Annotated in this window: 14 protein-coding genes; 7 read left to right on the forward strand and 7 right to left on the reverse strand. The window is 65.6% G+C overall.

What is annotated here, in order from left to right; genetic code table 11:
* The first annotated feature begins 18 nt into the window (after positions 1-18).
* Positions 19-1,527, forward strand: coding sequence for an Asp-tRNA(Asn)/Glu-tRNA(Gln) amidotransferase subunit GatB (gatB, locus tag JX552_RS09690; RefSeq protein ID WP_205877126.1), 1,509 nt, complete (start codon positions 19-21; stop codon positions 1,525-1,527).
* Here the strand turns inward: gatB and JX552_RS09695 are convergent.
* Complete coding sequence (locus tag JX552_RS09695; RefSeq protein ID WP_241010990.1) at positions 1,518-1,994, reverse strand: MgtC/SapB family protein; 477 nt, start codon at positions 1,992-1,994, stop codon at positions 1,518-1,520. The two genes, gatB and JX552_RS09695, sit on opposite strands and share 10 nt — an antisense overlap.
* A 46-nt stretch (positions 1,995-2,040) precedes the next feature.
* On the opposite strand from JX552_RS09695, the gene JX552_RS09700 reads away from it, so the two are divergent.
* Complete coding sequence (locus tag JX552_RS09700) at positions 2,041-2,580, forward strand: flavin reductase family protein (RefSeq protein WP_205877127.1); 540 nt, start codon at positions 2,041-2,043, stop codon at positions 2,578-2,580.
* Between the two features lie 98 nt (positions 2,581-2,678).
* Positions 2,679-3,212 (forward strand): flavin reductase family protein, encoded by a 534-nt coding sequence (locus JX552_RS09705; protein ID WP_205878346.1) that lies wholly within the window; start codon positions 2,679-2,681, stop codon positions 3,210-3,212.
* 38 nt (positions 3,213-3,250) lie between these two features.
* Here the strand turns inward: JX552_RS09705 and JX552_RS09710 are convergent, their stop codons facing one another.
* On the reverse strand, positions 3,251-4,372 hold the full coding sequence (locus JX552_RS09710; protein WP_205877128.1) for a PQQ-dependent sugar dehydrogenase: 1,122 nt from the start codon (positions 4,370-4,372) through the stop codon (positions 3,251-3,253).
* 353 nt (positions 4,373-4,725) lie between these two features.
* Here JX552_RS09710 and JX552_RS09715 point away from each other — a divergent pair, with 353 nt between their 5' ends.
* Positions 4,726-5,568, forward strand: coding sequence for a DoxX family protein (locus JX552_RS09715; RefSeq protein ID WP_205877129.1), 843 nt, complete (start codon positions 4,726-4,728; stop codon positions 5,566-5,568).
* Between the two features lie 15 nt (positions 5,569-5,583).
* On the opposite strand, the gene JX552_RS09720 is transcribed toward JX552_RS09715, so the two are convergent.
* A complete protein-coding gene (locus JX552_RS09720) occupies positions 5,584-5,922 on the reverse strand; it encodes a PH domain-containing protein (RefSeq protein WP_205878347.1) in 339 nt (112 codons plus the stop codon).
* A gap of 278 nt (positions 5,923-6,200) precedes the next feature.
* Here JX552_RS09720 and JX552_RS09725 point away from each other — a divergent pair, with 278 nt between their 5' ends.
* The 3 genes from JX552_RS09725 to ilvC are packed head-to-tail and all read left to right on the forward strand — an operon-like array spanning position 6,201 to position 9,649.
* Positions 6,201-8,081 carry an acetolactate synthase large subunit gene (locus JX552_RS09725; protein WP_205877130.1) on the forward strand — a complete coding sequence of 627 codons (1,881 nt, stop codon included), beginning with the start codon at positions 6,201-6,203 and terminating at the stop codon, positions 8,079-8,081.
* Positions 8,081-8,596, forward strand: a complete 516-nt coding sequence (ilvN, locus tag JX552_RS09730) for an acetolactate synthase small subunit (protein ID WP_205877131.1) — start codon at positions 8,081-8,083, stop codon at positions 8,594-8,596. The genes JX552_RS09725 and ilvN overlap by 1 nt, the downstream gene beginning before the upstream one ends.
* A gap of 51 nt (positions 8,597-8,647) precedes the next feature.
* On the forward strand, positions 8,648-9,649 hold the full coding sequence (ilvC, locus tag JX552_RS09735) for a ketol-acid reductoisomerase (RefSeq protein WP_205878348.1): 1,002 nt from the start codon (positions 8,648-8,650) through the stop codon (positions 9,647-9,649).
* 70 nt (positions 9,650-9,719) lie between these two features.
* On the opposite strand, the gene wrbA is transcribed toward ilvC, so the two are convergent.
* The 4 genes from wrbA to JX552_RS09750 form a co-directional block, all read right to left on the reverse strand.
* Positions 9,720-10,316 (reverse strand): NAD(P)H:quinone oxidoreductase, encoded by a 597-nt coding sequence (gene wrbA, locus JX552_RS09740; RefSeq protein WP_205877132.1) that lies wholly within the window; start codon positions 10,314-10,316, stop codon positions 9,720-9,722.
* A gap of 464 nt (positions 10,317-10,780) precedes the next feature.
* Positions 10,781-11,206, reverse strand: coding sequence for a PIN domain nuclease (locus tag JX552_RS09745; protein ID WP_205877133.1), 426 nt, complete (start codon positions 11,204-11,206; stop codon positions 10,781-10,783).
* On the reverse strand, positions 11,203-11,349 hold the full coding sequence (locus JX552_RS34060; protein ID WP_431195974.1) for a hypothetical protein: 147 nt from the start codon (positions 11,347-11,349) through the stop codon (positions 11,203-11,205). The genes JX552_RS09745 and JX552_RS34060 overlap by 4 nt, the downstream gene beginning before the upstream one ends.
* A gap of 357 nt (positions 11,350-11,706) precedes the next feature.
* Positions 11,707-12,123: a hypothetical protein gene (locus tag JX552_RS09750; RefSeq protein WP_205877134.1), complete on the reverse strand. Its 417-nt coding sequence runs from the start codon at positions 12,121-12,123 to the stop codon at positions 11,707-11,709.
* Between the last annotated feature and the right edge of the window lie 212 nt (positions 12,124-12,335).

Raw genomic sequence — 12,335 nt, forward strand, 5'->3', positions numbered from 1 at the left:
CCACTAGGATCGACACCTATGACGGTTGCTGGTGCTGAGCTGCTCGAATACGACGAGGTCATGGAACGTTTCGATCCGGTGCTCGGACTCGAAGTTCACGTGGAACTGTCCACCGCCACCAAGATGTTCTGCGGTTGCGCCAACACCTTCGGCGGCGAGCCCAACACCCAGGTGTGCCCGGTCTGCCTGGGCCTACCGGGTTCCCTGCCGGTGCTCAACCAGGTGGCGGTAGAGTCGGCGATCCGCATCGGCCTGGCACTGAACTGCGAGATCGTCGAATGGTGCCGGTTCGCCCGGAAGAACTACTTCTACCCGGACATGCCGAAGAACTACCAAATCTCCCAATACGACGAGCCGATCGCCATCAACGGCTACCTGGAAGCGCCGCTCGAGGACGGCACCACCTGGCGGGTGGAAATCGAGCGTGCCCACATGGAGGAGGACACCGGCAAGCTCACCCACATCGGCAGTGAAACAGGCCGGATCCACGGCGCGACCACGTCGCTGATCGACTACAACCGGGCCGGGGTGCCGCTGATCGAGATTGTCACCAAGCCCATCGTGGGCGCCGGGGAACGCGCCCCGCAGATCGCCCGGGCCTACGTGACCGCGCTGCGAGCCATGTTGCGCGGGCTCGACGTCTCCGATGTCCGGATGGATCAGGGCTCGATGCGCTGCGACGCCAACGTATCGCTGATGCCCAAGGGCGCGGGTGAATTCGGCACCCGCACCGAGACCAAGAACGTCAACTCGCTGAAGAGCGTCGAGGTTGCGGTCCGGTACGAAATGCAGCGCCAGGCAGCCGTTTTGATTGCCGGTGGCGAGATCGTCCAGGAGACAAGACATTTCCACGAGGCCGGCTACACCAGCCCCGGCCGCGCCAAGGAGACCGCCCAGGACTACCGCTACTTCCCCGAGCCCGACCTGGAACCCGTCGCACCCAGCCGCGAGCTGGTCGAGCGGCTGCGACAGACCATTCCTGAGCTCCCGTGGTTGAGCCGCAAGAGAATTCAGCAGGAGTGGGGGATCTCCGACGAGGTGATGCGTGACCTCGTCAACGCGGGTGCCGTCGAATTGGTCGCCGAGACCGTCAAGCACGGGGCCCCTAGCAAGGAAGCGCGTTCCTGGTGGGGAAACTATTTGGTGCAGAAGGCCAATGAGGCCGGTATCGGTCTGGACGAACTGGCCATCACGCCGGCTGCGGTCGCCGAGGTGATCGTACTGGTGGACCAGGGCAAGTTGTCCAACAAGCTGGCGCGTGAGGTCGTCGAAGGTGTGCTGGCCGGGGAGGGCGGACCCGAAGAGGTGATGACAGCTCGCGGGCTGGCACTGGTGCGCGACGATTCGCTCACCCAGGCCGCGGTGGACGAGGCGCTGGCCGCCAACCCGGATGTCGCAGAAAAGATTCGGGGTGGCAAGGTGGCCGCGGCGGGCGCGATCGTCGGCGCGGTGATGAAGGCGACTCGCGGGCAGGCGGATGCGGCCCGGGTGCGTGAACTGGTGTTGGCGGCCTGCGGTCAGGCCTGACGCCCCGGTGCGCAGCGGCGATAAATGTTGATGGGGCCGATCATCGCCGCGTGTTCGTAGTCCTGCCGGAACTCGGCGACCGCCATTGAGGCGACGTCGACGGATGATCCGGCGGTAACCCAGTAGTCGGGCCTGGTCGTCAGCCAGCGGACGGCGTCGGCGCTGCTGTTGACTGTCCCCAGGTAGTCGACGACGCCGGCACGACTCATCCTGCCGGCGGGAACGTCCGTTGCCGCGGCCGCGGCTTGTCGGCCGGCGGCATCGCCGTCTATCCAGTCGGCCACTGCCGGGTAATGGCTGCGGATGGCGTCCCACTGCGCGATCTGCGGTGGGACGCTACGCGCCGCCTCGGGCCCGACGTGGACGGCGGAGACCAACCCGGCCGCGGTCACGGCGACCGGGAGTGGGGTGGCGACCTGGTCGGCGCGACCATCGCGGTCGGTGGAAGCGGCCTGCGACCCGGCCATCACCCATAACGTTGATGGACCGTATTGCCATGAATAGTTCCCCGGCATGCTCGGCACCCGATTCGAGTATGCCTGTCAACTGGTTCATCATGGTGGCGTGGGCGGCGACTGGCTGGAGCGGCTGACCGAGACGATGAACACCGCGATGCTCGTGGTGACTACCGCAGCCCAGGGGCAGCGCGCAGGGTGCCTGGTCGGCTTCTCGACTCAGGCGAGCATCCACCCGCCGCGGTTGCTGGTCGGAATCTCCCGCGCCAACCACACATTCGGTGTGGCAAGCCGATCGGATCACCTTGCGGTGCACGTGTTGTCGCACCGCGACTCTGCTCTGGCCGAGCTGTTCGGCGGCGAAACCGAAGACGAGATCGACAAGTTCGATCGCTGCGCGTGGCACACCGGCGCCGCCGGCATGCCCATCCTCGACGATGCGCTGGCCTGGATGGTGGGTGCGGCGCTGGATCGGTTCGACATGGGTGATCACGTCGGCTATCTGCTGCAGCCCGTCGACGCGTGGTCCGCCGCAGGTGACGACGAACCGATTCGGTTTGCCGACGTCAGGGGTATGGATCCCGGCCACCACGCGTGACCGCGTAGGACTTCGGTAGGAAAAGGACCGGAAAGAGCCCGCGACGGCTCCGGCGGACCCATCATGGTGGGGTGATCGGTGAACCGTTCGACGACCTGATGTCGATGCTGGACTCTCCTGTGTTTGTGGTGACCACCGCGGCCGACGGTGTCGCGTCGGGGTGTCTGGTCGCCTTCGGCACCCAGACCAGCGTGCAGCCCCCGAGCTTCATGGTGGGTCTGCCGTGTGACAGCTCCACCCACGAGGTGGGCAGCCGGTCCGAATACGTGGCGGTGCACGTGTTGCCGCGCGGCCAGCACGTGCTGGCCGAACTGTTCGGCAACCGATCCGAAGACCCGTTCGCGCATTGCTCCTGGCGCGCCGGTCCGCTGGGAATGCCGATCCTCGACGACGCGGCCGCGTGGTTCGTCGGTCGGACGGTCAGCCGCAGCCCCGTCGCCGACCATGTGGCTTATTTGCTGGAGCCGGTCGCCGCCTGGGCGCCCGAGAATGCCGACGAGCTGCTCTATCTGTCCGATCTGGACGACGAGTACGAGCCCGGCCAGGAAGCGCCGCAGGGGCTGTACACCGGTGAACGGACCGCCGCGCAACCCAAGTACGGCATGAGGTTCACGCTGAACGCACCGTTCTGAGGAGCGCGCCGGTCTGAGGCGCTCGCGAGCGGACCCGGTCAGGTCTTGTCGTCGTTGTTGCGGGGGAAGCCGCCGCCCTGCGGGAACAGCGGGAACACCACATCGTCGAGCTTCTCGGCGTCACCCGCGGTCTTGTTCACCGTCGCGCCCCAGACGTTGCCGTCCGGCGACATCCGCAGCGCCCAGGCATGCGCGTGGGTGTCCTTGCGGACCACATCGGGCTCGCCGGTGACCGCGCCCGTTTTCGGCGCGAGCCGCACCGCCACCGTCAGCTTCGTATTGATCAGGTTCACCAGCACGGTGCCGTCCATCGCCGCGCAGCCGGCCACCCCGGGCTTGTCGGGCCAGGTCCACACCGTGGAGACCTCGGACTTCTTGGTGACGCGCTGTAACCGGTCGGCGCCGGGCGTGCGGTCGGCGATGTACAGCGATCCGTCGACGGGATCGATACACATGCCCCCGCCCGACCCGATGCCCGACAACGCCGTCGTCGGGGGCGCCTGGCCAAGGGTGGTGGGTTGCTCGATGCGCAACACCTTGCCGGCCAGCGATCTCGGGTCGGCGGCCATGGCCGGGTTGCCGGCGTCGCCGGTCATCACGACCAGCGTCGTGGGGGTGGTGAAGATCAGGGCACCGGTGTTCCCGGTGGCGCCTTTCGGGATTCCGGTCAGGATGTCTTTGGGGACGTCGCCTTCGGCGATGCGGATGACACGGTTGTCGGTGGGCGTGCTGATGTAGGCGTACATCAGTCTGTCCTGGGAAAAGGTGGGCGACAGCACGATGTCCATCAGGCCGCCGTCGCCGGACGGATCGACCGGGATGACCATCTTGACCTTGGGTTCGGCGCTGACGGAGATCTCTTTCACGGCGCCGGTGGTCCGCTCGGCGACCAGGGCGGTCTTGCTGTCGACGCCCATGATCAGGCCGCTGGTGCTTTCCAGGCACCCCTGCATCACCCCGGGCGCCGGGCATGCCTTGGGAAATGGCGTGGGCGGCAGAGGAGGCGGCGGAGGAGGCGTGGAGCTGGGCTGCGGCTTGAGTTCCGGATTGGTGGTGAACGGCTGGGACTGGGCGTCGTTGAACCGCGCGCAGCCGCTCGACACCAGCACCGCCGCACACAGCGCAGCCAGCGCGCACCGAACCGACCGCCTTATCCGCATGACCGACAGGCTACGGAATCTGCGGTCAGGGCCGCCACCTGCCGCCGGAACGGGCCGTTCACCGCGACGTTATGCCTCGCTGAGTACGCGGGTGATCCGCGGTGTTCAGGGCGGCGACGTAAGGGCTGTCACTGGTCTCCCCGGTGCGGCGGCGTCTGCGTCACCGGGGCCTGCCCGGCGGTTCCGCAGGGTCCGGCAGCAATCGGCCGGACCGCCGGAATGCCGGTGTTTGGCCGATAGCGGGTCGGTTCTGGGGCGTATCGAAACCTTCCAGTGGTCCAACTGCGGATTTAACCGGCGAAAGCGCCGCTCAAATCCCAGCTTCAGGCCGAATTGCCCTTACCCTGACACGAGTGACCAGTTCGAATGATTCGCATTGGCAGCGGCCGGACAGTCCCGCGGTGCCAACCTCCAGCCGTCCTGCCTCGGCAAGCCTGGTCGACCCCGAAGACGACCTCACCCCCGCCGGATACTCGGGCAACTTCGCCAACACCGGCACCACGACGATCATCCCGCCGTACGAACCTCAGACCGGCGGCTCGTCCTACAACTTGCTGGACGCGCAGGAGCCGTTGCCGTACGTGCAACCACAACCGGCCAGCCGGCACATCCCGGCCGCTCCCGTCGCTATCGACATCGACGAGGAAGAGGAGCGCCAGCGCGCCGCCGGCCGGCGCGGCACCCAGAACTTCGGCCTGCTGGTCCTGCGCGTCGGACTCGGCGCGGTGCTGATCGCGCACGGGTTGCAGAAGCTGTTCGGCTGGTGGGGCGGGTCCGGCCTGCACGGATTCAGAAACTCGCTGCACGACATCGGCTTCCAGCACGCCGACATCCTGGCCTACGTCAGTGCGGGCGGTGAGATCGTCGCCGGGGTGCTGCTGGTGCTGGGGCTCTTCACCCCGATCGCGGCCGCGGGAGCGCTGGCCTTCCTGCTCAACGGTCTACTCGCGTCCGCCTCAGCGCGGCCGCGCACCAACACCTTCACCTACTTCCTGCCGGACGGGCACGAGTACCAGATCAGCTTGATCGTCATGGCCGTCGCCGTCATCTTGGCCGGTCCGGGGCGCTACGGCCTGGACGCCGGTCGTGGCTGGGCCCACCGACCCTTCATCGGGTCGTTCGTGGCGCTGCTGGCCGGTATCGCCGCGGGAATCGCCGTGTGGGTACTGCTGAACGGTGTGAACCCGCTGGCCTGATGCTCGCGCGATCGGTCAGCGGTAGGGGTTGGGCACCCGGCCCGCGCTGGCTTCGGTCAGCTGCGGCAGCGTGGCAAAGGTGACCGCAGGCAGGCGCAGCTCCGATCCGTCTTTCAGGTGCGCGCGTGCCCAGTTGCCGCGGTGGAACCGTAATCCATCGATGTCCTCCCAGGCTACCGACCGGCTGCCCAGCAGCGTGCGCGCCGTCACGCCGCGGTCGTCGGCAACCGTGCGGAATCGGATGATCAAGGCGGACAACAACACCGGAATCACCAATATCGGGGCGGTGAACGGGAAGGCCGTCACCGGGACCAGCAGGCACAGGGTCAAAAACCCGACGGCGAGATGCGCCATCGGCGAGAGCTTGATGACGACGGGCGACTCGGTAACCACCCTCGCATCATTGCACCGCGCGCGGGCGCGGGTCACGGAGCGGACCGGATTTGACGGTTGAGCAGTGCGAAGGCTACCGTCGGACGCTATGGAGTTCGGAATGCTCGTAGTAATTAGTCGGCGCGTTGGTGCCTGACTAGCTCTATCGAGCACCAACGCGACCCTCGTACAGCAGCTGAGCTGACGGGGGTTTTTTAATGCCCCGAGACGCCACACACGAAAAAACCGAAGAGGAAACAGTGAGCGCACCCACCAAGCCAGCGGCACCGGACGCGACGCCCGCCTCGCAAGAGGCGGCCGAAATCGCCTCGGACGCCGGGAAAGCCACCGCCAAGCCGGCCACTGGCCAACCGAAACGCATTGCGCCGCACCAGCTTACTGGTGCTCAAGCCGTCATCCGGTCGTTGGAGGCACTCGACGTCGATGTCATCTTCGGCATCCCGGGTGGCGCGGTATTGCCGGTCTACGACCCGCTGTTCGACTCCCAGCAGCTGCGCCACGTTCTGGTCCGCCACGAACAGGGCGCCGGCCACGCCGCCAGCGGCTACGCGCATGCCACCGGCCGGGTCGGGGTGTGCATGGCGACCTCGGGCCCGGGCGCCACCAACCTGGTGACTCCGCTGGCCGACGCGCAGATGGACTCCATCCCCGTGGTGGCCATCACCGGCCAGGTCGGACGGCAGCTGATCGGGACCGACGCCTTCCAGGAGGCCGACATCTCGGGCATCACCATGCCGATCACCAAGCACAACTTTCTGGTCCGCACCGGTGACGAGATTCCCCGGGTGATCGCCGAGGCGTTCCACATCGCCGCGTCCGGGCGCCCGGGCGCGGTGCTGGTGGACATCCCGAAAGACGTTCTGCAGGGCCAGTGCACGTTCAGCTGGCCGCCGCGGATGGAACTGCCTGGCTACAAGCCGAACACCAAACCGCACAACCGGCAGATCCGTGAAGCCGCCAAGCTGATCGCGGCCGCGCGCAAGCCGGTTCTGTACGTCGGCGGCGGCATAATCCGCGGCGAGGCGACCCAGGAACTCCTGCAGCTGGCCGAGCTCACCGGTATCCCGGTGGTCACCACGCTGATGGCGCGGGGCGCATTCCCGGACAGTCACCGGCTGAACATGGGCATGCCCGGCATGCACGGCACGGTGGGCGCGGTGGCCGCACTGCAACGCAGTGACCTGCTGATCGCGCTGGGCACCCGATTCGACGACCGGGTCACCGGCAAGCTCGAGTCGTTCGCTCCCGAAGCCAAAGTCATCCACGCCGACATCGACCCCGCCGAGATCGGCAAGAACCGGCACGCCGATGTGCCGATCGTCGGCGATGTCAAGAACGTCATCACCGACCTCATCGAGATGCTGCGGCACTATGACACTCCCGGCAACCTCGACATGGCGGACTGGTGGGAATACTTGGAGAGCGTCCGCAAGACCTACCCGCTGAGCTACGACCCGCAGAGCGACGGCAGCCTGGGCCCGGAATTCGTGATCGAGAAGCTCGGTCAGATCGCCGGTCCGGACGCCATCTACGTGGCCGGCGTCGGTCAGCACCAGATGTGGGCGGCGCAGTTCATCAAGTACGAAAAGCCGCGTACCTGGCTGAATTCCGGCGGACTGGGCACCATGGGCTTTGCCATCCCGGCGGCTATGGGCGCCAAGATCGCCCTGCCGGACACCGAGGTGTGGGCGATCGACGGCGACGGCTGCTTCCAGATGACCAACCAGGAACTGGCCACCTGCGCCATCGAGGGCATCCCGATCAAGGTGGCGCTGATCAACAACGGCAACCTGGGCATGGTGCGGCAGTGGCAGACGCTGTTCTACGAAGAGCGCTACTCGCAGACCGACCTGGCCACCCACTCGCACCGCATCCCGGATTTCGTCAAGCTGGCCGAAGCGCTGGGATGCGTCGGAATGCGTTGCGAGCGTGAGGAAGACGTCGAAGAGATGATCAACCGGGCGCGCGAGATCAACGACCGGCCGGTGGTGATCGACTTCATCGTCGGCGCCGACGCGCAGGTCTGGCCGATGGTCGCCGCCGGCACCAGCAACGACGAGATCCAGGCCGCACGCGGCATCCGTCCCCTGTTCGACGACATCACCGAAGGGCACGCCTGATGACCAACGGTTCGCCGAAGACGCACACACTCTCGGTTCTCGTCGAGGACACGCCGGGTGTCCTCGCCCGCGTGGCAGCGCTGTTCTCGAGGCGGGGGTTCAACATCGAGTCCCTAGCCGTCGGCGCCACCGAGCAGAAGGACATGTCGCGGATGACGATCGTCGTCTCCGCCGAGGAAACCCCGCTCGAACAGATCACTAAACAGCTCAACAAGTTGATCAACGTGATCAAGATCGTCGAGCAGGACGCCGACAACTCGGTGGACCGGGAGCTGGCGCTGATCAAGGTGCGCGCCGACGCCGGCACCCGCAGCCAGGTGATCGAGGCGGTCAACCTGTTCCGCGCCAACGTGATTGACGTATCGCCAGAGTCATTGACCGTGGAGGCCACCGGAAACCGCGGCAAGCTCGAGGCGCTGTTGCGAGTATTGGAGCCGTTCGGTATCCGCGAGATCGTGCAGTCCGGTGTGGTGTCGATGGCTCGCGGGCCGCGTGGCATCGGCACCGCCAAGTAATTTCCAGCTGTTTGACAAGAAGGAGTAATACCCGTGCCGCAGGCATTAGAGATGTTCTACGACGACGACGCTGATCTGTCGATCATTCAGGGCCGCAAGGTCGGTGTGATCGGTTACGGCAGCCAGGGCCACGCGCACTCGCTGAGCCTGCGTGACTCAGGCGTCGAAGTTCGGGTGGGCCTGAAGGAGGGCTCGAAGTCGCGCGCCAAGGTCGAGGAGCAGGGCCTTGAGGTCGACACCCCGGCCGAGGTGGCCAAGTGGGCTGACGTGATCATGCTGCTCGCGCCCGACACGGCGCAGGCCGAAATCTTCGCAGGCGACATCGAGCCCAACCTGAAGGCCGGCGACGCACTGTTTTTCGGCCACGGCCTCAACATCCACTTCGGCCTGATCAAGCCGCCCGCGGACGTCACCGTCGCAATGGTCGCGCCGAAGGGCCCCGGCCACCTGGTGCGCCGTCAGTTCGTCGACGGCAAGGGCGTGCCCGCGCTGATCGCCGTCGAGCAGGATCCGACCGGCAATGGCCAGGCGCTGGCGCTGTCCTACGCCAAGGCCATCGGCGGCACCCGCGCCGGCGTCATCAAGACCACCTTCAAGGACGAGACCGAAACCGACCTGTTCGGTGAGCAGGCCGTATTGTGCGGTGGCACCGAGGAATTGGTGAAGACCGGCTTCGATGTGATGGTCGAGGCGGGCTACCCGCCGGAGATGGCGTACTTCGAGGTGCTGCACGAGCTCAAGCTGATCGTCGACCTGATGTACGAGGGCGGCATCGCCCGGATGAACTACTCGGTCTCCGACACCGCGGAGTTCGGTGGCTACCTGTCGGGCCCGCGCGTCATCGACGCCGGCACCAAGGAGCGGATGCGGGAGATTCTGCGCGACATCCAGAATGGCGACTTCGTCAAGAAGCTGGTGGCCAACGTCGAGGGCGGCAACAAGCAGCTCGAGCAGTTGCGTAAGGAGAACGCCGAGCACCCCATCGAGGTCACCGGTAAAAAGCTGCGCGACTTGATGAGCTGGGTCGACCGGCCGATCACCGAGACGGCCTAGTAGGCCGAGCAGACGCAAAAGCCCCTTGGAACGCGCGTTCCAAGGGGCTTTTGCGTCTGCTCGCGTAGCCTCAGATGAGCCGGTCGGCGATCGAGACGACCCGGCGGGCGAGGTGGTCCAGGGCGTCGGCCGTGGCCTCGTCGAACTCGGTGATGTTGTCGTGCGTCGAAACCAGGCTCGCCCCATACGGGTTGCCGTCGACGAACTTCGACGGGTCGGTGTATCCGGGCGGCACGATGATGCCGCCGAAATGCATGAGCGTGACGTAGAGCGTCAGCAGCGTGGTCTCCTGGCCGCCGTGCAGCGTGTTGCTCGACGTGAAGCCGGCATAAACCTTGTCCGCGAGCTTGCCCGCGGCCCACAGTCCGCCGAGCCCGTCCAGAAAGTCCCGCAGCTGCGAGGCGACCGAGCCGAAGCGGGTGGGGGAGCCGAAGATCACCGCGTCGGCCCACTCGATGTCTGCACCGGTGGCCGCCGGAAGATCCTTGGTCGCTGCGTAATTCGCTATCCAGGCCGGGTTCTGTGCGAACGACGCGGGGTCGCGGGTTTCGGCGATGTGCCTGACTCGGACTTCGGCGCCGGCGGTTTCGGCGGCCGCGGCGACGCGTTTGGCCATGGAGGTGCCGTGGCCGGTCGCGGAATAGTAGATGATCGCGAGTTTCGTCATGGGCTCAGCCTAAGCAGACCGGTGGCTCCGAGCTCAGCCGCATGCTCGGCCTGTTAGATGAACCGGTCCTCGGCAGTTCGAGGGCAGTCTGCGCCCGCGATCCCCCTGCCCGGGCCCGAATACGTTGATAGTCAGTCGCAGTCGTGGCCGCTTAGTGCCCTTGCGCGTAGAGCGGCGAACGCATCCCGTATCGAATCTCTATTTACGTCAACTACATTCATGCTCGCTGGTTGGCCGGCGGTGATCAGACTCGCGATGGCCGGAAAGTCTTGCCGGTACGCCTTCATGGTGTACGCGGAGGGGCTACGAATCTGGCGAACAAGCAGAAAGCGGTTGATTCAATCGGGCATTCGATCGCTTCAGCCAGTCCCATGTCGGATAGCGTCTCCTCGCCCAGGGTAAGGCCGCGTGATGTCATGACCTTCCTGTTCTGGCCGCGATTCGGCGAAGCCGGCGGTCGCCAGTTACGGACTGCTGCTGGTGTAGGCAAGCCGCGTTACGGGTTGTCCAGTTATCGCGGCGATGGTGTCAAAGTCTGTGTCGACGTGCAGGACGGTCGATCCCGCCAGCTCGGCGGTGGCCGCGATGATGAGATCGGGGATCGACGGCCCCCGGTGTTGGCCGCGATCTGCTAGCAGCAGTTGGACTTCCAACGCGAGGTCTTCAATTTTCGGCGTCAGATACTCGACGGGCATTGCAGCCAAGGGCGATTCGCGGAACTCACGTCGAGCGACGTCACCGGACTGAGCCGAATACCCGAATTCCAGACGGGTCAGATTGCTGATATGGACCAGGCTGCGCTCGATTCGCTTGCCCCAGATCTCTGGCTCGTGGCTATGCGCGAGGCGCGCCAGGGCCGACTTGTCGATCAGCCATGACGCTTCCGTCATCGCCAGGCCTGGCGCATCAGGTCGTCGTCGGCGAGGCCCGCGACGGTACGCCCCATCCGATGTAGGTCTTCGCGCGTGACCGACACATGTGGCGTGCGAGCGTCTTGAGCAAGGCGACGGCGAATGTACTCAACGCGCGACAGCCCAACTCGGCAGCCCGCGCATCGAGCCCAGCAAGCACATCGTCAGGAACATCGCGGATCAGCACGTCACTTATCAGTCGGTGATATCAACCGATATGAGCCGGTGACTCAAGGCGATCTTATTGGTGGCGGGATTGCCCTCAACCTCGGCGACGGCTGTGTTGAGCGGCGGTGATGTGGTTTGCGTGGCCGGGATGTATCACCGACAACAAAGAGCCCAACCCCGACCGCCGCGAGATATGCCGTAACGCCGCCGCGGGAGTCACCGACAAGAACTAGTTGACGCCGGTGTATGACACGCTGTCGACAACGCGGAGGGCGAAACCGTCGCGGTAACCCTTCGGGGGGTTAGGCGCATTAATTGGCTGCTTCACCCTTGAGCCTATGGGCTTGGCGTTCTCCAGCGGGAGTCAGTCCCAGCCAGATCGTGAATTCCCAGAGATCAGGTTGTTCGTACTTGCCGACGAAGAGATCGTGGACGCGGCCCATCGCGGCGTCGATCGAGAGGTCCCATCCTGCGAATTTTTCGCCCGGGTAGGGGAGGTCCCCGAGTTGCATCAGCTCCTCTTCCAGGAGCGATCGGATGGTTCGCAAAGCCAACTCTTGTCGGGCCGAAAGGGTCGCAGCGAGGTTGTCGTGGATGATCACCGATTCAACCTCCGCGAGCGGCACCAGATCGTAGAGCGCACTGGTGAGCAGCTCGGCGCGCAGCCTGTCTTGTACGGTCGATCCAGGCTGGCTCGCTGCGTGCCTGTTCTGATCGGGTTGCGTCATGATTCTCCATGCTTGGGCACTGTGTTTAGGCTGTCGTGGTTGCGGGACCAAGGGAAGTCAACGGCGTTGGCGTCATCCCGGGGTGAATTCGTCCAAGTCGGGAAGCTCGTCTTTGCCCAGCACCGGGGGTCCGTGGTGGCTGTGCGGTGGGTGAACAGGGTGTGGGACGGATTCTGGCGGTACCGGGCCGATACCGATTATTGGCGGTGCGC

The organism is Mycobacterium gordonae (assembly GCF_017086405.1).
Lineage (GTDB): Bacteria > Actinomycetota > Actinomycetes > Mycobacteriales > Mycobacteriaceae > Mycobacterium > Mycobacterium gordonae_D.